The sequence below is a fragment of the Gordonia sp. SL306 genome (assembly GCF_026625785.1).
Classification (GTDB): Bacteria; Actinomycetota; Actinomycetes; order Mycobacteriales; family Mycobacteriaceae; genus Gordonia.
In genome coordinates this window covers 5175519-5197869 of the sequence record NZ_CP113063.1, presented here as the reverse complement: position 1 = coordinate 5197869, position 22351 = coordinate 5175519, and the positions used below count along the sequence as shown (strand labels likewise).

The 22351-nt window shown below is 62.2% G+C and carries 29 protein-coding genes and 4 pseudogenes; 20 read left to right on the top strand and 13 right to left on the bottom strand.

What is annotated here, in order from left to right; translation table 11 throughout:
* Positions 1-10: 10 nt before the first annotated feature.
* Positions 11-496 carry an ArsI/CadI family heavy metal resistance metalloenzyme gene (locus OVA31_RS23865; protein ID WP_267628997.1) on the bottom strand — a complete coding sequence of 162 codons (486 nt, stop codon included), beginning with the start codon at positions 494-496 and terminating at the stop codon, positions 11-13.
* 102 nt (positions 497-598) lie between these two features.
* Between OVA31_RS23865 and OVA31_RS23860 the strand changes: the two genes are divergently transcribed.
* From OVA31_RS23860 to OVA31_RS23800, 13 genes and pseudogenes are all read left to right on the top strand, one after another.
* The gene (locus OVA31_RS23860) at positions 599-964 is read left to right on the top strand and encodes an Rv2640c family ArsR-like transcriptional regulator (RefSeq protein ID WP_267628996.1); all 366 of its coding nucleotides are present in this window, start codon (positions 599-601) and stop codon (positions 962-964) included.
* Positions 965-1020: 56 nt separating this feature from the next.
* Complete coding sequence (locus tag OVA31_RS23855) at positions 1021-1257, top strand: type II toxin-antitoxin system Phd/YefM family antitoxin (protein WP_267628995.1); 237 nt, start codon at positions 1021-1023, stop codon at positions 1255-1257.
* An 85-nt stretch (positions 1258-1342) separates the two neighbouring features.
* On the top strand, positions 1343-1669 hold the full coding sequence (locus OVA31_RS23850; RefSeq protein WP_324290240.1) for a PIN domain-containing protein: 327 nt from the start codon (positions 1343-1345) through the stop codon (positions 1667-1669).
* A gap of 252 nt (positions 1670-1921) precedes the next feature.
* Positions 1922-2590 carry an LGFP repeat-containing protein gene (locus OVA31_RS23845; RefSeq protein ID WP_267631686.1) on the top strand — a complete coding sequence of 223 codons (669 nt, stop codon included), beginning with the start codon at positions 1922-1924 and terminating at the stop codon, positions 2588-2590.
* 43 nt (positions 2591-2633) lie between these two features.
* Entirely contained in the window at positions 2634-2795 is a 162-nt protein-coding gene (locus tag OVA31_RS23840) for a hypothetical protein (protein WP_267628994.1), read from the top strand.
* A 380-nt stretch (positions 2796-3175) separates the two neighbouring features.
* On the top strand, positions 3176-5260 hold the full coding sequence (locus tag OVA31_RS23835) for a CocE/NonD family hydrolase (protein ID WP_267628993.1): 2085 nt from the start codon (positions 3176-3178) through the stop codon (positions 5258-5260).
* Positions 5261-5303: 43 nt separating this feature from the next.
* Positions 5304-5453 (top strand): annotated as a pseudogene (locus OVA31_RS23830) (TetR/AcrR family transcriptional regulator); the annotation flags it as partial.
* Between the two features lie 132 nt (positions 5454-5585).
* Positions 5586-5933: a hypothetical protein gene (locus OVA31_RS23825; protein WP_267631707.1), complete on the top strand. Its 348-nt coding sequence runs from the start codon at positions 5586-5588 to the stop codon at positions 5931-5933.
* Between the two features lie 147 nt (positions 5934-6080).
* Positions 6081-7238, top strand: a complete 1158-nt coding sequence (locus OVA31_RS23820; RefSeq protein ID WP_267628992.1) for an alpha/beta hydrolase — start codon at positions 6081-6083, stop codon at positions 7236-7238.
* A 79-nt stretch (positions 7239-7317) separates the two neighbouring features.
* A complete protein-coding gene (locus OVA31_RS23815; protein WP_267628991.1) occupies positions 7318-7566 on the top strand; it encodes a type II toxin-antitoxin system Phd/YefM family antitoxin in 249 nt (82 codons plus the stop codon).
* Positions 7551-7943, top strand: a complete 393-nt coding sequence (locus OVA31_RS23810; protein ID WP_324290154.1) for a type II toxin-antitoxin system VapC family toxin — start codon at positions 7551-7553, stop codon at positions 7941-7943. Before OVA31_RS23815 ends, OVA31_RS23810 begins: the two co-directional genes overlap by 16 nt.
* A 169-nt stretch (positions 7944-8112) precedes the next feature.
* Positions 8113-8322, top strand: coding sequence for an antitoxin MazE-like protein (locus OVA31_RS23805; RefSeq protein WP_267628989.1), 210 nt, complete (start codon positions 8113-8115; stop codon positions 8320-8322).
* Positions 8319-8651: a type II toxin-antitoxin system PemK/MazF family toxin gene (locus OVA31_RS23800; RefSeq protein ID WP_267628988.1), complete on the top strand. Its 333-nt coding sequence runs from the start codon at positions 8319-8321 to the stop codon at positions 8649-8651. Before OVA31_RS23805 ends, OVA31_RS23800 begins: the two co-directional genes overlap by 4 nt.
* A gap of 423 nt (positions 8652-9074) precedes the next feature.
* Here the strand turns inward: OVA31_RS23800 and OVA31_RS23795 are convergent, their stop codons facing one another.
* The 3 genes from OVA31_RS23795 to OVA31_RS23785 all read right to left on the bottom strand — a co-directional run bounded on the left by OVA31_RS23795 (position 9075) and on the right by OVA31_RS23785 (position 13378).
* Entirely contained in the window at positions 9075-9602 is a 528-nt protein-coding gene (locus OVA31_RS23795) for a hypothetical protein (protein ID WP_267628987.1), read from the bottom strand.
* An 857-nt stretch (positions 9603-10459) separates the two neighbouring features.
* A complete protein-coding gene (locus tag OVA31_RS23790) occupies positions 10460-12505 on the bottom strand; it encodes a hypothetical protein (protein WP_267628986.1) in 2046 nt (681 codons plus the stop codon).
* Positions 12506-12736: 231 nt separating this feature from the next.
* Positions 12737-13378, bottom strand: coding sequence for an HAD family hydrolase (locus tag OVA31_RS23785; protein ID WP_267628985.1), 642 nt, complete (start codon positions 13376-13378; stop codon positions 12737-12739).
* Positions 13379-13728: 350 nt separating this feature from the next.
* On the opposite strand from OVA31_RS23785, the gene OVA31_RS23780 reads away from it, so the two are divergent.
* The 3 genes from OVA31_RS23780 to OVA31_RS23770 are packed head-to-tail and all read left to right on the top strand — an operon-like array spanning position 13729 to position 15558.
* Positions 13729-14382: a TetR/AcrR family transcriptional regulator gene (locus OVA31_RS23780; RefSeq protein ID WP_267628984.1), complete on the top strand. Its 654-nt coding sequence runs from the start codon at positions 13729-13731 to the stop codon at positions 14380-14382.
* Positions 14379-15038: an enoyl-CoA hydratase/isomerase family protein gene (locus OVA31_RS23775; RefSeq protein ID WP_267628983.1), complete on the top strand. Its 660-nt coding sequence runs from the start codon at positions 14379-14381 to the stop codon at positions 15036-15038. Before OVA31_RS23780 ends, OVA31_RS23775 begins: the two co-directional genes overlap by 4 nt.
* A gap of 28 nt (positions 15039-15066) precedes the next feature.
* Positions 15067-15558 carry a hotdog fold domain-containing protein gene (locus tag OVA31_RS23770; RefSeq protein ID WP_267628982.1) on the top strand — a complete coding sequence of 164 codons (492 nt, stop codon included), beginning with the start codon at positions 15067-15069 and terminating at the stop codon, positions 15556-15558.
* Between the two features lie 278 nt (positions 15559-15836).
* Here OVA31_RS23770 and OVA31_RS24835 read toward each other — a convergent pair.
* Positions 15837-16167, bottom strand: a pseudogene (locus OVA31_RS24835) (aldehyde dehydrogenase family protein).
* A gap of 59 nt (positions 16168-16226) precedes the next feature.
* Between OVA31_RS24835 and OVA31_RS23760 the strand changes: the two are divergent.
* Positions 16227-16400 (top strand): hypothetical protein, encoded by a 174-nt coding sequence (locus OVA31_RS23760; RefSeq protein WP_267628981.1) that lies wholly within the window; start codon positions 16227-16229, stop codon positions 16398-16400.
* 199 nt (positions 16401-16599) lie between these two features.
* On the opposite strand, the pseudogene OVA31_RS24830 reads toward OVA31_RS23760, so the two are convergent.
* Both OVA31_RS24830 and OVA31_RS24825 read right to left on the bottom strand, forming a co-directional pair.
* Positions 16600-16773: pseudogene (locus OVA31_RS24830) on the bottom strand (transcriptional regulator); the annotation flags it as partial.
* Positions 16774-16801: 28 nt separating this feature from the next.
* Positions 16802-16942 (bottom strand): annotated as a pseudogene (locus OVA31_RS24825) (transcriptional regulator); the annotation flags it as partial.
* Positions 16943-17168: 226 nt separating this feature from the next.
* Between OVA31_RS24825 and OVA31_RS23755 the strand changes: the two are divergent.
* The gene (locus tag OVA31_RS23755) at positions 17169-17453 is read left to right on the top strand and encodes a DUF6480 family protein (protein WP_267628980.1); all 285 of its coding nucleotides are present in this window, start codon (positions 17169-17171) and stop codon (positions 17451-17453) included.
* A gap of 13 nt (positions 17454-17466) precedes the next feature.
* On the opposite strand, the gene OVA31_RS23750 is transcribed toward OVA31_RS23755, so the two are convergent.
* On the bottom strand, positions 17467-17601 hold the full coding sequence (locus tag OVA31_RS23750) for a hypothetical protein (RefSeq protein ID WP_267628979.1): 135 nt from the start codon (positions 17599-17601) through the stop codon (positions 17467-17469).
* 179 nt (positions 17602-17780) lie between these two features.
* Here OVA31_RS23750 and OVA31_RS23745 point away from each other — a divergent pair, with 179 nt between their 5' ends.
* On the top strand, positions 17781-18224 hold the full coding sequence (locus OVA31_RS23745; RefSeq protein ID WP_267628978.1) for an Hsp20/alpha crystallin family protein: 444 nt from the start codon (positions 17781-17783) through the stop codon (positions 18222-18224).
* Positions 18225-18725: 501 nt separating this feature from the next.
* Positions 18726-18953 (top strand): DUF3263 domain-containing protein, encoded by a 228-nt coding sequence (locus tag OVA31_RS24820; RefSeq protein ID WP_420714116.1) that lies wholly within the window; start codon positions 18726-18728, stop codon positions 18951-18953.
* A 290-nt stretch (positions 18954-19243) separates the two neighbouring features.
* Here OVA31_RS24820 and OVA31_RS23740 read toward each other — a convergent pair whose 3' ends face one another.
* The 5 genes from OVA31_RS23740 to OVA31_RS24815 all read right to left on the bottom strand — a co-directional run bounded on the left by OVA31_RS23740 (position 19244) and on the right by OVA31_RS24815 (position 22330).
* Positions 19244-19723 carry a CinA family protein gene (locus OVA31_RS23740; RefSeq protein ID WP_267628977.1) on the bottom strand — a complete coding sequence of 160 codons (480 nt, stop codon included), beginning with the start codon at positions 19721-19723 and terminating at the stop codon, positions 19244-19246.
* Between the two features lie 29 nt (positions 19724-19752).
* Entirely contained in the window at positions 19753-20253 is a 501-nt protein-coding gene (locus OVA31_RS23735; protein ID WP_267628976.1) for a hemerythrin domain-containing protein, read from the bottom strand.
* Between the two features lie 51 nt (positions 20254-20304).
* Entirely contained in the window at positions 20305-21378 is a 1074-nt protein-coding gene (locus OVA31_RS23730; protein WP_267628975.1) for an NAD-dependent epimerase/dehydratase family protein, read from the bottom strand.
* A gap of 232 nt (positions 21379-21610) precedes the next feature.
* The gene (locus OVA31_RS23725; RefSeq protein ID WP_267628974.1) at positions 21611-21784 is read right to left on the bottom strand and encodes a hypothetical protein; all 174 of its coding nucleotides are present in this window, start codon (positions 21782-21784) and stop codon (positions 21611-21613) included.
* Between the two features lie 87 nt (positions 21785-21871).
* Positions 21872-22330: a hypothetical protein gene (locus OVA31_RS24815; protein ID WP_420714115.1), complete on the bottom strand. Its 459-nt coding sequence runs from the start codon at positions 22328-22330 to the stop codon at positions 21872-21874.
* Positions 22331-22351 lie beyond the last annotated feature (21 nt).

Here is a 22351-nt window from a genome sequence, read left to right as displayed (position 1 = left end):
TGCGGCCCCTTCAGCAGCACGCCGTTCGGGTATCAGCAGAGTTGGCAGCGCTTCCGCCGCAGCACGCCGAAACTCCGTCCGCGTCATCAGTTACGTTCTGTTGCAGCAGTTTCGGGCTGGTCCCGAAGGTCTCGGAATCGGCGAGCACGGTGTAGATCTCCCACTTTTCGTTTGCCGGGCCCGTCACCCACACTTTGTCCTGGGTTGCGAAGCAACAGGTGGAGTTGATCTCCTCCTGGGTGAACAAGCCCTCGCCGGATAGCCGGGCGATCTCGGCGTGCACCTCGTCGCTGGATTCGACCTCGACGCCGAGATGGTTGATCGTGCCACCCTCTCCGGGGTTCTCCAGGAGCACCAACTTCAGCGGCGGGTCGACGACCGCGAAGTTCGCATACCCGGGCTTGCGTTTGGCCGGGTCGGTGTTGAACAGCTTCGAGTAGAACTCGACCGCGGAATCAAGATCATCGACATTGAGTGCGAGCTGCATGCGGGACATGATCAATCACCTTTACCTGTGAGACATATATCGAACTATCGGGATGTCACCCAGCATGCACACCTTTTCGACATATGTCAACAAGCCGAGTAGGGTCGTACCATGCCGAAGACGTTGCCGATGATCGATATCAGCGCACCCATTTGCTGCGCCCCCGTGTCGGCGGCACCGCTCGCGGATGACGCCGCTCTGGAAATCGCGTTGCGGCTCAAGGCCCTTGCCGATCCGGTACGGATCAAACTGCTCTCGATTCTGCTGACTGATGAGCCGGGGGAGGGCATCTGTACCTGCGATCTCGCGGCGACGGTCGGATTGACCGAGGCCACCACCAGTCATCACCTGGGTCAACTGCGCAAGGCGGGCATGGTCGCACCCGAGCGGCGTGGCATGAATGTCTATTACCGGGCCCGGCCCGATGCGCTGCATGCGCTGTGCAACGTCCTCGGGGCTTCCACGGGTTGCTGCTGATAGCCGTGCAGGCTGATGCCGTGTGCCGACGTCTCACCGGTGATGCACTTGCTCGCATGGATACGGTGACGGTGCGCGACCTACGGAACAACGGGGGAGAAGTCCTGCGCCGCGTTGAGCACGGAGAACGCATCGTCGTCACTCGCGACGGTGCGCCGGTGGCTGAGCTCCACCCCCTACCTCGAACCAGCGCCGGCCCAGCGGAACTCATTCGTCGCCGTAAGAATCTTCCGCAGGTGAGTCCGGATGCGCTCCGGGGCGACATCGACGATCTGATCGACCCGTCACTGTGACACAAGGTTCGAAGCAGGGGATGTTGGATACCTCAACTGTTCTTCTCCTCGGTCAGCTATCTGACCCATCCGAGCTTCCGGATGAATCGGTTGTCAGCGCGATCACGCTCGCCGAGCTTTCCCGCACGTAGCGCGCGACGATGCCGAGCGCAGCGCCCGTCAGCAGCACCTGCAGCAGGCCGAGGCGGACTTTGATGTTCTTCGGTTTGATGGCGACTGTGCGCGGACGTTTGGCGCCGTCGCGGCGGCACTTCGCGCATCGGGGCGTAAGCCTGCGGCGCGCGCGTACGACGCACTCATCGCGGCGAGCGCGATCGCCCATGCGTTGCCGCTTTACACATGCAATCCAGCCGACTTCGCGGGAATCCCGCGACTTGAGCTCCGGTCTGTGACCCACCCCGATCGACAGTAGGGGATCTGCGGCTCGGCGTCGGGCTATTGATGCCGAGAAGCTTTGACTACCAATGGAATATACAGCGGATTACTAGCAATCCGTAGATTCGATTGCTGCATATTGGGCTTGCTCTCCCGCTGCCAAGAGGACCGTTCGCGGGATAAGGTGCAGAGGTTCTCACGCGGGCGAACAGTGTGGCACGACGAAGTGCGCCAAGGTTTGCGGCACGTTGGTGGGATCGACTATGTGTCGAAGGATCGAAAGGAACTCATGAGGCAGATCGTTTCCCGCCCCACCCAATTCGTCGCCGGCCTGTTTGCGGTCATGCTGGTTGCCACTGCCTGCGGTAGCGATGCCACGACGGATGACGCCGCGTCGCAGGTCTCGTCGGCCGCGACTGTGGTGTCGGAATCGGCGGCAGCGACGAGCGAAGATACGACCACCGGCACGGTTGCGGATACGACGCCCCAGGCCAAGCCCGCCGCAGTGGAAATCGCGGGCGAACGCGACGTTGTGGTGACACTGGGTGGTCCGATCGCCGTCAAGTACGCGTCGGCGACCGACGCCCAGAAGGATGCGCTCGGCAAGCCGCTGACCGGCGATCACAACGCTGGGACCCGGGAGAGTGGCGTCGTGTTTCAGCAGTTCCAAGGCGGTGTGATCATCGCGAAGAACGACGACTCGGGGACGCCGGCGTACATCATCACGTCGGGCAAGATTCGGGACGCATGGAACACTGAGCGTGCTCCTGACGGCACCCCGTCGCTCACCGGCAAGAACGGCTCGCCGGGACCTCTGGGAGTTCCCACCAGCGACGTGACCACTGATGGTGCCGTGCAATCGGCGAGTTTTGAGAACGGCAAGGTCACCGAGGACACCCAGACCGGCGAGGTCACCGTGACGGTCAACGGCAAGATCGTGCCCTCCGGTCTGACGTAGGCTGCCAGGACTCGAGATGCCGGCGCGATGTCTTGAGATTCTTATGACAATCGGACTGGCTGACGCGGTCACTTTCCGGCCCGACGGGAACACTGCGCGGGCGCTGTCGATTCTGACAGAGGACGGTTACGCCGGTGCGGTCCGCGGTTCGCGACTGCGAAGTCACTACGCGACCAAGCGCAGGCGTTGGCTGGTGTCCGATTGATCGAGCGGAAGCCGCACACGTGCCTCGGGACACGGGGACGCTACGTGCGAGGTGAGGTGTGCCGACTCCGTGGACCGAGGGATGTCAGCGGCTGACAAGTCCGGCGCACGCTACGCTCCTGACCCATGAAGAGTGGCGCCGAGTCGGCGGGGCCTGCGCCGGCTGACGTCGGGCAGTGGAAGCGGGCGCTTGAAGCGAATGTCCATGTAGCGCAGTGCAATAAGCAGTCCGGGTACTGGGAACGATAACGTTGAACTGGTCAAGTCTGTTCCAGTCGATATCGTCGGCGAACAAATGCTGGTGGACTGGTCAAACCCTAGTTCCTTCACTATTGTAGGAAAACCCTTCGCCACTGAAGGAAATTGAGTTACCATCATGCCGTGGCCACCACGCATGGGCTCGACGCTGGGGTAGGGCGGCGGTCGCGGGCCGCGGCCCTCTTAGCGATAGGCCTCGTGGCGATCTGCCTCATCATGATCTCCCCGGCGCCGGCTCCGACCTCGCAGGCCGCACCACTGGCCACCGATGCGGCACTCGCGGCTCAGTGGACCGCGACCGCGGACCGGCCACAGAAGTATCCGGGGGTGCACATCGACTGGGATGTGCCGATCCGGATGAGCGACGGAACCGTGTTGAAGGCCAACGTGTATCGGCCAATGGATGCGTCCGGACGTATCGTCACCCGGCGACTGCCGACCGTTGTCAACATGACGCCGTATACCAAGTTGCTCTATATGCTGATGGAATCGGCCACGGCGATTCCTGGTCTGTACGACCCAATCATCCAGGTGATCAACCGATTCGACCTGTTCAATCTTTCCGGCACCCCGCTCTCTGCGGTCGGTGAGCAGCTTCGCGTTCTCACCGGCGGTGTGGCCCGGACCGTCGCAGTGGATCGTCAGTTGGTCAGATCCGGTTACGTGCAGGTCGTGATCGACGTCCGCGGCACGGGATTCTCACAAGGAGTGTGGACCGGTGCCGGCGAGCGAGAGCAACGAGATGTGGCCGAGGTCAGCCAATGGGCAGCACGCCAGCGGTGGTCGACGGGGACGGTTGGAGCCACCGGCCTCTCCTATGGGGCGATCAATGCGCTTCAAGGTGCCGAGCAGCCGAACTCGGCGATCAAGGCCGTGTTCGCCGCAGCACCCGGCAGTGATGTTCTCCAGGATGTCATCGCACCCGGTGGCGGAATTGCTGTCGGCTTCATTCCGATGTGGGTCGCCGCGGTCAACACCCTCAAATGGTTACCCGACGTCCAGTCGATCGTGACCGGCCAGTTCGACTGGAGGTGGCTCGCTGATCGCGTGTCGAGTCCGATCACCTTTTTCGATACGTTGCTGCGCGCATTCTTCACCGCGAGTGTCAAGAACATTCCACCCGATGTCAAACGCATCATCGACCCGAATCGTCCGTTCCGACAGGGGATTCTCGGGCATCCGGAACGGATCCGAGTTCCCACGTTCCTGGTCGGCGGGTGGCATGATCTGTTCACGAACTCCGAACCCGACATCGTCGCGGCCATCGGGTTGCCACCTGCACAGAAGAAGCTCTTGATGGGCAATTGGTACCACTCGACCATCGGCTCCGGCCTCGGTTCCACCGGCGCCCCTCCTCGTCTGGATGTCCTTCAGCGCGCATGGTTCGACAAGTGGCTCAAGGGTATTGACAACGGCATCGACCGATTCAGCCCGGCCACCCTCTATCAGCAGGGCGGTGCGTGGACGAGTGCCTCGAGCTATCCGCGACCAGGGATGACCTATGGGCGCCAATATCTGACCGGCGCGCGCAGCAGGAGCGTCGGCGTCGTCGCATTCGACGGATCGCTCTCGCCGGAGAAGCCCCGCCATCGCGCGCATGCGGTCGTATCACCGGGATTGGCCACCGTGTGTTCCCGCGATGCGGCTCAGGGCACCGCAGGCGTGGCGGGCTTCATAGACGGTTGCGCCAAAGACGCCCGGATCTCCGAGGTTGCCGCCGCAACGTTCACCTCCCGACCGGTGACTGCGCCAACTCTGATTTCAGGACCGGTGAGCCTGCACCTGAACACGCAACTGCAGACCACCGACGGATACTTCACCTCCACCCTGAACGATGTCGCACCGAACGGGCAACCCACGGTCGTGACATCGGGTCAGCTGACCGCATCCCTACGTGCGATCGACGCTGCACGATCGAGGAGATCCGCAGGTGGTGACTACATCAAACCGGTTCCGTATACGGCACTCTCAGATCGCCAACCGGTTGTTCCCGGTGATCCGACAGTTCTCGACATCGCCTTCAATCCAACCGATCTCGTCCTACGACCAGGCCATCGGTTGCGGGTAGACATCTTTGCCGCCAACTTCCCGAAGGGAATGATGATCCCCGCTCTTCTCCTCGAGTCGCAACTGCGCCCGCAGACCATCACGATCGATCCGCGTTCACCGAGCTTCATCAATCTTCCGACCAACCGCCCGGTCTCGTAGTAGGGCTGTATCAACCCGCAGGAAAGGTCAGTGACTTCGCGGCATGGCAACCCGAACCACCTCACCACGACAACGGGCTCCGCACCTCGGCCCCGAGCGTCGACGCCCGCTCGTCCTCGACGCCGCCCTCGAGATCGCCCTGGAAAAAGGTCTTCCCGCAGTCAGCATCGCCGAGGTCGCGGCGAGGCTGGGCGCGACGCGTCCCGTGGTGTACGCGTGCTTCCCTGGTCGTGAAGAGTTGCTCGACGCCTTGCTGGATCGCGAGGAGGGTGTCCTTGTGGACGAAACACTTGCGGCCCTTCATGGTGCACGGGGTGATAATCCCGTGGATGCATTCATCAACGGTTACCGAGCGCTGCTGATCGCAGTGGACAATCGTCCGGCAGCGTGGCGTCTCATCTTCGACGCCCACCCGGAGTCCGCCGCCGGCCGACGAGTGGCGGCCGGACGCAAGACCGTGTCCGACGCCGCTACGGCGTGGATCGCACCCGCGATGACGCGTTGGTGGCACACCGGGCACCTCGATCGCAAGCTACCCGCGCTGATCGAGCTATTCATGGCATCCTGCGACGCGGCCGTCCGGGTTGTCCTGGACGAGTCGAATGACCTCGACGTCGAGCAAACCGCCGTCCTGTTCGGCACCATGATGGCCCACGGATTCGAAAAGGCTTGAGGAAGAATGGCACACAGACGGATCGTGGTAGAGGTTCGATGGGCGGCCTCGCCCACTGCACGCCCGTTTCGCCGACGCGTCGTCGCCGCGCTGTTATGCGTGGTGGCGACGCTGCTGGCGGTAATCGCCAATGGGGGAGCGACTGCGATGGCAACCCCGTCCAACCGCCTCGTCGAGATCATGATTCCGGGACAACCGGGTCAGGTAGCGGATGTGTGGCTGGGGTCAGTCCTCAATGCAGAACACGCAGCCCCTTACCCGGGACCTCCACGAGCCAAAGTTCTACTGCCCAGCGGATACACGCCTGACAAGAAGTATCCGCTTCTGATCCTGCTGGCCGGTGCCAGCAGCGACTACCGGACCTGGTCTGACTCAGAACTGGGCCGGATCAGGACGACCGCCGCCGGTTTCCCCGGCATCATCGTCATGCCGGAGGGTGCGACCGGCTTCTACACCGACTGGTGGAATGGCGGCCGAAGGAGTCAACCCTCTTGGGAGAGTTACTACCTCGACGTGGTCATTCCGGAGATCCTCAAGCGCTATCCCATCCGCGAGGAGCGGCGGTGGCACGCGCTCGCCGGGGTTTCGATGGGTGGCCTCGGGGCCGCCTACCTCGGCGGCCGTCTCCCCGGCTTCTTCGGTTCGGTCGCGACGATCTCCGGTCTCACCGACCTCGAACTCGTCCCGGGTATGCCGAATGCTGCCGGCCTGGTCTCCCAAGTCAACGCGCGCAAACCATTGGACCTGACCCAGGTCTACGGACCCTTCGAGGGCTTTTACGCGTATGGACACAATCCCGTCCGTCTCGCCGCGAATCTGACGAAGACCCGCGTGTTTGTCGCGAGCGGAGATGGCACGCCGACCAGTGACGGTGAACCCAACGACAACAACATCGTGAGCGACTACCCCGGTGAAATCGGATTGATACGCCCGGGATTCGAGTCATACGCCAGGGCGTTGCGCGCGGCCGGAGTACCGGTGACAGCTCAATTGCACGCGGGTATCCACGATTTCGCCAACTTCCGGCGCGAACTGCGCGATGCCATCGCCTGGGACTTCTTCGCACCCGTTCCGGGGAATCCGAGCACCTGGGTGAACGACACCGTTGCCACTCACGGAGAGTTGTGGGGTTTCACCTATCGGTTCGACACCCACCCGAACCGCATCGTTCGTTTCGCGCGACACGAGAACCACTTGAGGATCTCCGCCGCCGGAAGTCCGATAACCATTTCCAGCACACATGGCTGTCGCATCCACACACCGACACCGGCGGCGATTGACATCGCGCAACTGGCATGCCGATAGCTCTCGGTGTACCTGAACTCAGGTGGTTGCCCTTGGCGTGCCCATAACCCCAGTGTAGCACTGGTGCTACACTGGGGTTATGGGCAGTGTGGGATTACGTGAATTGCGCCAGGATGCCTCCGATCTGGTGCGACGAGTGGAGGCAGGCGAGGAGATCACGATCACCGTTTCGGGACGGCCCAGTGCGCGGTTGGTGCCTGCGACGACCAATACGTGGCGGGACTGGGCCGATGTGGAGAAGTTGTTCGCCGGCCCTGCCGACCTGGAGTGGGCCGAGGACACGGCCGCGGTGGATCACGGCGTGCGTGATCCGTGGGGGCCGCAGTGAGGGGCGTTCTTGACACCAGTGTCGTCATCGCCACCGATGTTCAGCCGATCCCGGGGGAGTTGGCACTTAGCGTAATCACCTTGGGCGAGTTGCACTTCGGGGTGCTGGTGGCCAAGTCGAGTGCTGCGCGCGCCGAGCGGTTGCGGCGGCTGTTGTTCATCGAGCGGACCTTCGACGCGTTGCCGGTCGACGATTCGGTCGCCGACAGCTACGGCAGGGTGGCAGCCGCGGTCGTCGAGGCGGGCCGTCAGCCCCGCGCACGGTCACTGGACCTGCTGATCGCCGCCACCGCCCATGCCCACGATGCCCGCCTGTACACGCGCAATCCGTCGGATCTGATCGGGCTCGACGACCTCGTTGAGGTCGTCACAGTCTGAGCGCTGAACAGAAAAGGGCGCCCGACCAGGGGTGGTGGTGGCATGAATACTAGTGCGGCGCAATGCGATATGCAGGATGTACTGGTAACCTTGCATATTCGATTCCTGCATATCCAACTCGGGGCTGCGCACCCTGGCCAGTCCGGAGCGTTACATGTAACATGTGGGCATGGCAGTGAGGGACAGGGTTGGCGAGTACCGGCGCCGGATGCGTGAGCGAGGTTTGCGACCGTTGCAGGTCTGGGTTCCTGACGTACGAACGCCAGAGTTTGCCGCGCAAGCCCACAGGCAGTCGGTTCTCGTGGCAGAGGCCGACGCCGATGGGGATGAGCAGGATTTCGTCGAGGCTGTCGCTGCGCCTTGGGACGACGAGGCGTGATTCGCGGCGAAATCTGGACCGTTGCGGGTGGTGTGTATGCATCCAAACCGCGGCCGGCCGTCATCGTGCAGGATGACCTTTTCGATTCGACTCTGTCGGTGGTAGTTGCGCCGATGACGAGCCAGCTCATCGATGCGCCCTTGTTGCGGATTCGTATCCCGGGTGATCGCGATGCGATCTCGGGCCTCGAGCGGGACAGTGACGTGATGGTTGACAAGCTAACCGCGGTACGACGGTCGAATGTTCAGACGCGTGTCGGCCGTCTGACATCCGAACAGCTCGTTGAAGTCGAACGCTCGTTGATGGCGTTTCTGGGACTTGCGCGATGACGTCATGCGCAGGTTGGGATGGTGGTGGGTGGGGCACTTGAGTTCCGTTGCTGAGCAATGCGATATGCAGTGTGTTTACTTGACATAATGTATCTTATCGGCGTAAAAGTAGGACGAGTTCAAATAGATGAGAGGACTCGACCATTGGGTGCGGAGTGGTTCCTGGAGTCTCCGACCTACTCGCCCATCCATGAGCGGGATCGATCCCCCCGGCGCCGCTGACCTGCTGTTTATGGGAATGATGAAGAAAGCTCGCCCCTGCGTCAGGAAGCCCTCCGAACTCCCGACCATCGTTGGCATCAACCACAGAAGAACAACCAACCAGCATCTGTCTCAGGCAGGTTGGGTTGAGAAATTCCGAGGGGCATAGATAGCTTCCGCGATCTTTCCCGCCGTCCCGCATCGCCGCCGAAGGAGAGTGCGTCAATCCCTGTTCTTCTCGCCGAGTTCGACGATCACCGACTGCAGCCCGGCAAGTAACGAGGCTGTCTCGGATTCGCTGGGCGTGCGTGTGACCGGCGCGCTCAGCATTCGCTGGCCAAATTGTGTGAGCAAGTCGGATCGGCTCTGCGGATCATTGAGTGCTTCGGCGTAGAGGGGTGCAGTCATGAGCTGCGCTTCCGTCGCCGCCGCCCATGCCCACTGGTCGCGGTGGCGACCGGCGACCTGTGACGCCCAGCCCGCCATCGCCGCGAACGGAAGTGTTAACGCAAGATGCAGCAGTTCTGCCCAAGGGCTAGCGTCGGAGTCGTTGCCGAGGAAGAGTACAAGGGCAGCAATAGCTGCAACGGCCAGGAGGCTAACTATCGTCAACGCAGACCACAGCTGAGACGACTTGCGATGGTTGGCTGCGAACTTCGCGAAGTGCTGCGCGAGAGTCGCACTTGCGATACCTCCCGCTGCCGACCTTGCCTCTTTTTCGATGTCCTTGACAGCCTCTGCGCTTTTCACGGGCCGCGCGAACCATCTCCGCTAGCTCGAACTCCGCTTGGAGACGACCGCGGACCTTGTTGAGCTGTCGGATGAGTTCCTGCCGAGGGCTGGCAGATGTGAAGAGTTGTGTGGACTGTTCGGGCGGAGTTAGGAACATCTCCCCCGTCACAGGGATGGCTGTCTCTGCGACCGGGTATTCAGTGAGTACTTGGTCCAAGAAGTCGCTCAGGGCTATTGCCGCCGGCTCTACCCATTCGCCTTCAGCGATTTCCGGCATAGACAGGTTGGTGAACGGCTTGCTGATCTCGGTGGTGAAGTGGTTCAGGAGTCCGGACCGTAGGTAGGGCAATACGCCATCGTGTGAATCGTCTCCAGCGAGTGCGGCGGTCGTCACGTCGCATGCCCAAGCTAAGAGGTCCACTAGGGGTGCGTCGAGCCTCTGTAGCAGCCGATCATCGTCGGTGTCCGGATTGTGTAGGCGCCACGCGATACTCGCTGGCGCGTTGAGCGCTTGGAGGAAACGTGACCAGGTGTGTGCAGCGTTTTCGCGTCGTGAGTCACTGGCGTCATCGCCCATCCACGTTGTTGCTTCGGATACAACTTGTTCGATCAAGCGGTCGAGCTGTCGGGGCTCCATTATGGAGACGATACCGACCCAGCAAACGGGAAGAACGAACCGTCTGCGCACTCGCTGAGCAAACGAAGGAAGCCGGGATGCCTCGACGCGCAGGCCCAACTGCAACACGTCTCGTTACCAGTTAACTAGGACGATTGAAAGTGTTTGTGAGACAGCGTATTTTCCGCTTCTTGGGTCGCTCCCGTAGCCGCCGCACTACAAGCCAACAGTGGATCTGTTGTAGCCGTTATCGTTCCCCTCAATCGCAATCCGATGAACTGTTGGTGATTCTCATGGCGCGGCCATCGCGCTCGGTGAACTCGTGTCGGTTGTCGAATGTCGGCAGCTGGCGTCGTTGGTGCGCGAACTCTGCTGCCAACGTCTGGCGAAGGGCCGCGGGAGCAGCCGCGATCGCGTGTTGCTCTACGTGGGAACGAAGGTGCTCAAACAGGTCCCACCCTCGCCGGTGCTCACGCTGACTCATCGGTGAGTCCGGGTATCGACGATCTAGGAACTCACTCAACGGCACAGGTAGTTGCTCACGGCCGAACCGACCCAGAGCGTCAATGTCGCGCCAGCGTTTGAGCAGGACAAAGATGTCGACGCCGCGTTCGGCTAGTCCATCGAGTCTGAGTAGGTCACGCCAGGTGAGAATCGCTGGCACGTGGACCTTGGTGATGTTGGGATTCTCGTTGTACTTAACTACCAGGCCGAATGCTCTGGTGTACACAGCGTTCTCGACCGCGATGTCGCCCGGGATTCCCGCGTCGGGAACAACCACGATCGGGACGAATCTGGTGCGGCCAGTGACCGCCGTACGCAGCCTGTTCCAGCCGCGGTTCATGAAGAGTTCGACGGTGCTGAGTAACTGTCGGAACTTGGTTGTTGTGAACCGTTGTTCGATCTCTAGCTGTAGCGATTCGATCGTCGCCTCGCCTTCCGCGAACGGTTGGGGCAAGTTACGCATGTTGGCATCGATCAGAATGCAACCGTGCCCACGAAAGAGCGCGAAGTCGCAGATCTTCGGCAGCGTCGACTTGTTCGTTCGCCAGACTCGCTTCATCTCGGCTTCTTCAACGAGGACTGTCTCCCCCGATTCGTCGTAGGTACAGATGCGTCGGAGGACCTCGCCAACGCGTTCCTCGAAGATGTTCCGCATCGCCTCCGCGTAGTGGTCGGCCTTCTTCGAGTCGGTCGCACGTAGCATGTGTTCGGTCTCGAGGTAGAGATGGTCTCCGAAGATGCGCTGGATCACGTACTGAAATCTCATAGGCAGCAGTGTGCCGTCGTCGATACGCACAAATGGGGTCTGTTGAAGCTTGTATCGAGTCCACAGCGACGCGTTCTCGGATCGTTCCTGCGCCAGCTGTGTGCGCAGCTCTGCGATCGACACTGTGCAATGGTCCATCAGGAAGTCGACGGCCTCTGGTGCAACGGCGTATTGAGCGAAGAATTCAGGCTCGATACACGTGAATCCTTCGTGCTTCCAAAGGTTGTAGAACAACCACCCGAGTGACAGGAAGTCGTCGAGATCAACCCCGGTGATCTCGGCCCACTGCGCGGCTGGACGCTTGGCCAGGCTGCGCTTGACCTTGGCCGAGGTCCTGTCTGACCAACCTCGGTACCAGATCCCCTCCGTCGACGCCGACAGAAGTTCTAGTGGTTCGGGATACAGCAGCGCCGTTTGGGTCAGGCGGGTCAGCGTCATCTCGGCGAGCACCTGGTCAAATCCTGCCCCCTCGGTCGGCATGGCCGCCTCATGAGCTTCGGCCGACAGACTCAGAAAGACTGCAAGGAGTTCATCACTCGTGGGCACGGCATCTCCGTCCACATCGGCCCACGCTATGACTTCCTTGATTGCCAGGAACAACGGCATCGGATGCAGCACAGCGTTGCCGTGAGCCAGCAAGCCGGTAGTCTGCGCGCTGGCTGGTTCGCTGACCTCGGATAGAAACGCGAGCACAACCTCGTCATCACTGTTGGTCATGCGTGACAGGTCTAGGTCAGCGAAGATGCGGGAGAGCCACTCAAGTGTGGGCACGAGGCCGACGTGGCCCCAGAGCTCACGTCGTGCTTCGATACCGAGGTAGAACAGGGCTGGCACGTCATCGATGCGCGCGACGCGTGGTGCGCCGTCATCCATACGGGCTATCTGATCGAAGTTCACTCGTCCATCATTGCGTCCGGTGCCGACAGTGCCGGTTCTGATCACCTTCACGGCGATGGCCCCGACCCCTTTAACGGAGGCCCAGCCGCCGGACTGAACTCGGCGTTCGGGACGAGTTGCCGCCGGCACCAGATGCAAGGGGCTAGACGCAGTCCTAGGTCCTACTCGTCCTACTTCAACACGTCTCGTTACCAGTTAAGTAGGACGAGTTCAAATAGATGAAAGAATCTGTTGCACTGCGCCTTTCGTGCACCAATCGGCACAACGCGTCGGGCGCTCACGTCCGCCCAGGCAGCCTTAGAGAGCGAACTCCGCAGCCAGTTCAAAAAACGAACACCGCCCGATAATGGAGAACACTGACCCGCGCGGTCACATCGTGTCGACAGTGAGCGCCCACTCGACGATACGAGGGTCATCGAGCGCGGAAGCAACAAGGTCTCCCTCGAGCTTCTTTCCTTGCTGAGACGGAGCGGTAATCAAGTAAGCACCGGCGTTTCGCGCTGCTGCGACGCCCGTCGACGAGTCCTCGAGTGCGACACAGGTGCGCGGTGAAGCCGACAGCTGCTCGAACGCACGGAGGTACAGTTCCGGGTTCGGCTTGGGGTGGGCGACCTCGTCGGCGGCCACAGAGACCGCGAAAAAGTTGGCAATCGATGCTGCGGCGAGCGCCGCGTCGAGCATGCCCCGTTGACTGTTGGTCGCCACCCCGAGCGCGGCACCCGGCCTGCCAGAAGTTTCAAAAGCTCGACGGCACCGGGCATAGGTTCGACTCCGACAGCGAGTTCTTGCTCTACCCGTGGCAACAGGGCCCTGCAGCTCGGGGCCAGTACCTGGGCGCCCTAAGTCGGCCATGTTCGCGCACGCAGCCTCGAGCGTTCGTCCGATCAGGAGATCCTTCTCCGCAGGCCCGAACCCGTACCCATAATCGGCGAACAATGAAGCTTCTGCGCGCGACCAGCATGTCTCCGTATCGAGCAGGAGCCCATCGCAATCGAAGACGACCGCACTCACCTGCAACGGCAACTCCCCATGCCCCGAGTGTAGAACAAACGGTCTCGGCGTCGGCCGTCCACACGAAACCTAGCCATTGGCCGCCAACAGCAACCAATGGCTGCGCGGGGTCTACTCGTCTCACTTCAACACGTCTCGTTACCAGTTCCTCCTGTCCCACAAGATATTTCGTCACCAGTGACGAAACGAACGGGCCTAGCCCTGTGTCACCGCCCGCGATGGAGAGTCAATTAACGGCGTAGTCGATCTGATTCACACCAATGGACACTTCTCACGGTCATCGCTATGGCCCGGCCTGCTCGCAACCATCGCGCTAGGTTTCAGAGCAGGTGCTCTGTTATGGTGGGTTCATGGCACGCCCCCGCGTTCACGACCACGACCATTTGTTGGACGTCGCCGAGAAGTTGGCCGTCGATGTCGGGCCGGCGGCTGTCACTGTTCGGGCTCTTTCTGAGGCAACGTCGGTGTCGAATGGCGCTATTTACAACGCGTTCGGTTCGCGGGCAGGGTTGGTTGGGCGGGTGTGGGTGCGTGCGGCTCGGCAGTTCCTTGCGCTGCAGCGGAACACCGTCAATGAGGCACTCGCCGGCGGTTCAAGTCGTGACATGGCGGTAGATGCGGTGGTCGCAGCGGCCGACACGCCTGCCTTGTTTCTGATCGAGCATCCCGTCTCGGCTCGGTTTCTCCTCACCGTGCGCCGCGATGAGCTTTTGGGTTCAAGCGACATTCCCGCCGACATCGCCGAGGAGTTGCGCACACTCGACAAGACTTTGGGCGACCTGCTCATCGGGCTCTCCCGGAATCTGTGGGATCGGGTCGACCGGTATGCGGTCGCGGTCATCCGTGACTGCGTTGTTGAATTGCCCACCGCTTTGCTGTTGCGCGGCAAGCAGACTGCCGATCACCAGGCACGAGAACGGCTCGCCGCTGCCGTACGAGCTGTGCTGACCATCGACCCTCCGCCAGCCAAACCATCACGCCAACTTCGAAAGGATGTCCCATGACCGCGACCCTGGAATATCACGACACCATCGCCGTACTCAACCTCGGCGACAATGAAAACAGGTTCTCCCCCGACTGGCTCGACACCGTTAACGCGCACCTGACTGCCGCAAACGCCAACGCCCAGGGGCTCATCACCACCGGATCGGGAAAGTTCTACTCCAACGGGCTAGATCTCGACTGGCTCCTGACTCACGGTGACCGTTCCGAATGGTACGTCGATCAGGTACACACTCTGTTCGGCCGGATCCTGACATTTCCGCTCCCCACCGTAGCGGCGGTCAACGGCCACACCTTCGGCGCAGCCGCCATGCTCGCAACGGCGCACGACTATCGGGTGATGCGCGACGACCGCGGCTACTTCTGCTTTCCCGAGGTCGACATCAACATTCCCTTCACGCCCGGAATGGCCGCCCTCATTCAAGCCAAGCTTGGCCCTCAGGCGGCACTGACTGCCATGACGACCGGGCGCCGGTTTAGCGGTCCCGAGGCACTGTCAGCTGGCATCGTCGACGACACAGCACCAGAAGCTGACCTCGTCGACGTCGCGACCGCCCGGCTCACACCGATTCTCGGCAAGAATCCAGACACGCTCGGAGCCATCAAAACCACCATGTACACATCGGTCACCACTGCCTTGCAACAAGGCCGAAACTGATCGATCCGCCGCGACATCAGGACGTCCCATGACCACCAGCACCGCACCTGCCGGCACGAACTTGAAGATCTGGAACACGCTGCAACGCATACCCTTCGGAAACAGGATCTTCACCCAGGCACTGTGTTTAAAGGCGCCCTACTTCCGGAGCGTGCATCCGCGGATCGAGGAATTGCGCCCCGGATTGTGCCGAGTCTCCGCACCGAACCGGCGAAGCGTTCGCAACCATCTGGGCAGCTACCACGCCATTGCCTCGTGCAACATGGCCGAGCTCGCCGCAGGGATGATGACCGACGCCACCATGCCGTCCACCCACCGATGGATACCAGTGGGCATGAGCGTCCGGTACAAGACCGCAGCCACCACCGCTGTCTCGTCGGTGGCTCGTCTCGACTCCATCCCCACCTTCACCGACGAACCCACCGAACTGTCCGTCCCGGTCGACGTCCTCGACGCCCACGGACACGCCTTCGTCACCGCCACCATCACCATGCACGTATCGAAACGACCAGCTCGATAGGCCATATCGCCAGACGTTCGATAGCCGCGCGGTCGTCGGCCGCAACCGCATCTTTTGCGCACTGACCATCGTGGGGTGAGCGCACGATCGAGAGGCAATCGATGGCAAACGTCGGGCTGGGGGCGGTGAACATGGTGCACGTTGGACCTCTGTCCACCACCCTGAGCTGTTCTTAGTCGAGCTCAAACGCACCGGATGCCGGGACGATCCGAGCATCGATGCCACTCTTGGTGGGTTGCTGGCCCGTCGTGTTGCCGCGCACGACGGGCCAGCCGGTCTTAGCGGGGGGTCATGCCGAGGTAGACCGCTTTCTTCTCGGTGTACTGCTCGAGTGCATCGAGGCCAGTCTCATGCCCTACACCACTGGATTTGAAGCCGCCGAACGGCAGCTGTGGTGTGAAGACGCCACTTATTGATCCAGATCACACCGGCGCGCAGTGCCGGTGTCAGACGGTGAGCACGGTCGAGGTCGGTGGTCCAGAAACCGGCCGTCAATCCGTAGGGAATATCGTTCGCCAGCGCAATAGCCTCGTCTTCGGTGCGAAAGGTCATGACTGCGCCCACCGGGGCGAAGATTTCTTCTTGCGCAAGCCGGGATCGGTTGGGCACTTGATCATACAGAGTAGGTTTGATGAACAAACCGTTCTCGAGAGCGGCATCGTCTCCTGGTGTTCTCGGACAGCAAAATCTACGATAAGACCGTTGCGGCGTACGACGAGGTTGCGGCGCTCGCCGGGCCGAACCGATACGGATCGTCGAACGCCTTGGTGTTCGTCCAGATCAACGATGGGCTCTCGGCTGCCGAGGGACAGAAGGTCAAACAGTTGGTCTCCGGCCTCTAGGCGGCGCATTCGGGCGCTCTTGCTGTGCAACTCGGTCAGTGACGGCGACCACTGCCGGGCAGACCACCTAACGCGACGCGCAGTTGCTTTCCGCCAGCCGATTCTTGCTTGCGTCCTTTGCCAACTCCTCCACCGCCCAGCAAGGACCAATCAATTGGGAGAGTGCGCTGGATTTGGTCACGCTCTTTACTGCATATCTTCAGCATTTTGATCTCGCGGCCAGTGAGGAGTCCTGCAGGAGCGGGTCATTCGGGTGGCGAGCTGCTTCTGCACGCAGCACCCCGACGACTTCGGAGGTGACCTGCGCCCAGTCGAGGTAGAGTCGGCGGGCAGCAGGGTCGGTGAGCAGCCATCGCAGGAGGTTGCGTGCGTTGTTCTGACGGCTCGTCGATGAACGGAGTGAGTAGAGCGTCGAGGAGTGAGTTGGTGGCCAGGAGTTCGCTGCGTCGCCCCAGGACGAAGGCGGCCTGATCGGTGAAGGTGTCCATCCGCCGCCGGATTCCCGGCCGCACCTGTTGACGCTCGCTGTTCGTCGTCGACATTGCCGCACGTTGGCTGCGTTCGTCGGGTCGGCGCAGCAAGTTGCGCAGATGAATTGTGCTGACACTTCGCACCTCCTTCAGCAACGAGCCGCGGATGCCAAATGACCCGAGTCGATCGCCCGCCGCGGCTTCGACCACACGAACGCCTCTCCCGCCCCAGTTCTCGAGCGGCGACGAAGGATTGCCCCATGGCACATAACGGTAAACGCCGACCCATGGTCCCGAGGTGTGGTCGATCGCGTCGTGGGTAGCCGGATACCTACGTTCGCCTCAATCCGGCGTTCGACAAATCCGAGGAGATCTCTTGTCCGACCACATCCCAGAGCACGATCCTCCAGCTGATCCGGACCCCGATCCACAAACCACTCCCGATCTCGACTCGGGCGTGGGCGTTCCATCAGGCGCCACCCCGCCGCACACGCCGCAGACCTTTGGGCTTGTCGCATCCGCAGCGTCTGCTGAACCGGCGGTTCCGGCGGCGGTATCGGTACGCTCATCGGAATCGTCGTGATGATCGTGTGAGTTCAGTGCCAGACGACTTCGAGCAGATCACGCGTGACCACAGCGAGCGGGGCTCTGCTGCCCGGCGCCGGCAGGCGCAAGGGACGAAGGGATCGGATCGTCTCCCGGTTTCCGGCGCCGACTGTTTCGTCGGTCATGCTGTCCTCCTTGACTTTCCAGCTCCCTCAAGCGCGAGACTGCAATCAATCGCACCGCTGGCACTCTTTGCTGAGGAGTGCTAGCGCATCCGGGTTGATGGTGCTATTTTCGTTGTCGTACAGCGTGTGCTGCTCGTCAACGGGTGGCGGGCAGCCTGATGTTCAGGAGGTGAGTAGCTGTGCTTCGTTTTGATCCGTTCGGCGATGTTGATGCGCTTGCTCGTGGATTGATGACCGGCTCGGTGGCCGGTACTCAGCGCACACCGCGGTTCATGCCGCTGGATCTGTACAAGGTCGATGACCACTACATGCTCGTTGCGGACCTACCCGGGGCTGATCCGGGATCGATCGATGTCGCCGTCGACAACGGGGTGCTCACCCTGTCGGCGCAGCGCAGTACACCCTCGGAAGAGGGCGTGCACTGGCTGACCAGCGAGCGTTTCTCGGGTGCCTATCGGCGTCAGCTGTCGCTGGGCGAGGGCATCGACACCGCTGGAATCACAGCCAACTACGACAACGGGGTGCTGACCCTCACGATCCCGCTGGCTGAGAAGGCAAAGCCACGCAAGATCGCCGTCGAAGCCACCGACCATCCGCAGGCGATCACCACCAGACCCGACTGACCCGATCTGTCCCATGAGCGCAGGTATGCAAGCCTGTGCCGCCTGGGGGGATTGCCCCGCTCAGTCCAAGCGGGGCAATCCCCCGCCCCCAGCGAATCTCGCTGTCGCATTGTTGTGTGATGCCGCGCCAAGCCATGTCGAATGACTGTGGCTGTGATCGCAAGCTCGTTGATCCGCGTTCCCGAATCCACGACGATGCCGCGTGCCGGGGGTGGAATGTTTGGCACCCGCCTGTTGCGGACACTCTCACACAGCCAAAGAATGCTGGCCACGTCGAACCATTTTGAGAGAAGGCCAACGTATGGCCGTCAACCCGAATCAAGAAGTCATTACTCCTGGAGTGCCAACCATGACGGGGAAATCCCAGGGCGGTCCGCCCTCTGATGTGGTGTGGCCAGATCCCTCGCCCCTGCATGATTGGTGGACCGCAGTCATGGACAGCGGTCGATCGGCTCATGACCATTCCGCCAGATCCGAATCGCCTGATGTCGGAGACAGGGCATGAGTTCAACCACACACCGAGCGCCAGAACGTGAGCTCCTGGCTTTCGCAGCACAATGGGCACGATACGGAGGAGGACCGCCGGCCCTGATCAGAGATCGGTTTGGGATGGACGAGACCGAGTTTTTCACTCACATTCTCGAGGTCACCGAACAGAGCGAGCCCGACCACGAGGTCGACGGGTTACGACGGGTCGCCCGTCAACGGCTCTGGCTGCGGCGAGTCTGAACATAACCGCCGTCCGCGACGCCATGTGGGTGCTGCGGATGACGAGGCGGAACCACGTTCCGCGGAACGCCCGCGAAGACGCCGAGTTGGGCATGCTTGCAACTCTGTCCCGCGCGATCGAGATGTGTCAGACCAGCACTCAACGGGTACAGCCGATGGCATGACGCTCGCCTGCACAGGTGGTTTACCAGACCACGCCCATGGGTAGTTCTCACCACAACCGCGGCGGTCACCCGGGTGCTCGTCACGGCCAGATCTCCAAGGTTCTGTCCAGCAGCCTTGGAGATCGCTTATTGCCCTGATCGTTCGGCCAGCCGTGACAACAGCATGAGTAGCGCGTGCTGGACCGTGGCGGCAACGATCTCGCCGGGCTCGCCGCTGAAACACTGCTCAGCGCTCGCGGATTCGCCGCCGTCGAACAGTGCGAAACAGACCGTGCCGGGCTCGTCCTCCTGCGGATCGGGTCCGGCCTCGCCCGTGACCGCTACCACGAGGTCAGCGCTCAACAGCCGCGCCGTGCTCCGCGCCATCGCCGCAGCCGCAGCCGCGCAGACCAGTGGGCCGTCCGGCACCTCGAGGAGGCCGTACTTGACCTCCGGCCGGTAGGCGACGATGCCACCGGAGAACCACTCCCCCGACCCACGCGCACGACTCAGCCGGGCGGCAATGTTGCCGCCGGTGAGCGATTCGGCGACCCCGATGCGCACGCCCCTGCCCTCGGCCTTGGCCGCGATGTCAGCGCAGATCCGCTCCACGTCGTCGCCAGTCACAACTCACCTCCGTCTATGAGTCCTCGAGTCTATTTGACGATCGCGTCGAGCGTCTTCTTCAGTGCGGAAGGCTGCGCCGGCGAGCGCGGGGCGGTCTTCTTCAGCTCGAGCAATTCCCCACCGAGGCGCTGAAGTTCTTTACGGCCCAGGGCCTTACGCACCTGCGGGAACCACTCGGATTCCTCTTCTTCGATGTGGTGTTCGACATTCTCGATCAGTACGGTCGTCTTCGCATCGAATCTTTCGTCTTCGGGTTTCATCGTGACGAGCTCCATCACGAGCAGGTCGGCGACGTGATGTTCTTCGTACGATTCGAGGATGTCGTCCTCGACGTCGGGGACGGCCTCACGTACCGCTGGATACATACATTCGTTCTCGATATATGTGTGCACGGTGAGCGCTTCGATGATCTTTCCGACGATGTCCCGCTTGGTCTTCGTCGCGTTGGGACCGGCGCTGCGGAAATCCCTGAAGAGTTTCCTGATCTCTTTGTGGTCGTCTTTCAGGATGACGATTGCATCTGTCGACATCGGGGCTCCTCGTCGGTGCGATTTGTCGGGTCCACTGGGTGTGTGACGGCGTCAGTTCTCGCGTTCACCGACACCGGTGTGTACTTCGTGTAGGCGTCGTCGTGCGCTGTCCGGCGCGAGTGGCGGTGTCGCGTCGCCTGCTCCTGCCCGTAAGCCGTCGACGAACTCGTCGAGCACCGCCCGCGGATCGCGCGGTTCCCAGGACAGTTCCTCTCGTGCTCGTGTGCTGTCGAGCAGAGGTAGGTGCATCACGGTGTCGAACAGGCCAGGAGTGGCGGGGACCAGCCGAGAGCGCCAGGCGATCCCGAGTGCAGTCGTGAGCAGCCGCGGTGATACCGAAATCGTCCGCGCGGCGCAGTATTGCGCCAGGAAGTCCGAGTCCACCGCGGGTTCCGAACCGAGGTTGAAGGCACCCCGCACCGAAGTCCGCGCTGCGCAAGCATATGCCGCTGCGACGTCGTCGGTGTGAACCACCTGCGCGCTCAGCCCGCGCACCCGGGGCACCACGGGCAACGACTGTGGCCGGACCAAACGTCCGGGCACGAACGGCCCGCCGAACAGGCGCCGTTGGGAGGACGCCGAGGTCCGTTTGAAGATGAAGGCAGGCCGCATCCGGACGACACGAATACTCGGATGGCGATGCTCGTAACCGTCGAGCCACCTTTCCACATACGCCTTTTCACGCGGATATGCCGCCGCGCCCCACCCGTCGGTCGGCCAGCCCTCATCGACCCGTCGGCTCGGATCCGCCTCCGAATATGCGGCAACGGAAGACGCGTAAACGACCGCGGGGATGTTCTCTGCCGCTGCCGCCTCGAACACCTTGATGGCTCCCCCGACATTGTTCTGCCACGTCACCTCGGGATGCCTGGTCGGCTGGAACAGCCATGCCAGGTGGATGACGACGTCGGCGCCACGCAACAGCGGTCTCAGATCCGAGCGGGCCACATCCGCGGCGGTGAACGAGAGCTTCGGTGCCGTCCAACTCGCCGGCCGGCGTGCGATGCCACGGATGTCCGCCACGTCATCGTGCCGGAGCAACTCGCTGATCACGCTGGTACCGACATTCCCGGTCGCCCCGCAGACCACGATCCGCAGGCCATCGGCCGAATTGTTGGACGTCATCTGGTAGATCTACCCGGTCTCCTGCGGTTCGAAACGACGATGGACGGACGTTTGGCCCCAGAACGTCACGGGTAGCCGCCTGCGACCATCGCGCAGTTCGAGATGGCCTCCGATGTAGCGATCGACGAGGAAACGCAGGCGTAGGGCCACCGCCGCCACCGGGACGCTTCGTCCGCGGGCAGGCTGCGTTGCGGCGCGAGACCCAGTTCCGACAGTTTCTCCGGAGTGGGTGTCACCGAGCTGAGGCCCCTCCGTCGACGACGGTCGCCGCTTCCAGATCGCCGATCAACAAGGTCTCGACCTCGCCGTTGCGCAGCGCTCCACACACCGCGGTCAGTCCTTCGGCTGCCAGTCCCCACCGGCGACCCGCCTCTGCGACGTATCTGTCTGCGGCGTCGGCGATCACCGCGTTCCGCCTGCGCTCGAACTCCTCGGTGACCGCCCGCGTAACGGCGTCGTGGTCGTCACCACTGTGACGTACCCTGTGTGCACATCAACGAGCTCGCCCACTCGTTCCGAAACCACCGATGCCATGTCCGACCTCGACGCGTCCCGCCGACGATGAACACCACCGTGGGCTTCTCCCTGTCGACGTCGCGCTGAGCCGCTCGGCGACCTCACGAATGTTCCTGCGGTTCTGCTTGTCGCTCCTCTGTTGCCGGCCGCCACATTTGGGCGTCTCGGCTCCGGCCGCTTTGTGTACCGGATGGCCCACGGCCTGAACGGCTTCTGTTGCCATGGTGGCGTCGCCGTCGACCACGGCGATGTCGGCACTCGTGTGTGGTCGACCGTCACGACCAGATGACGCGGGCCCTCGACATCGTGCTCGACGAGCGGCACCAGATACGGCAGACCCGAGTACCGCGCCACCGGTACGACGGGCGGCCGGACGAGCTTCTCGTCGACGACCACGCCGCTCGCGGCGATCACGGAGCGTCCGCCGGGCGTCCATGGGGGCGGCCTTCTTCGGTTC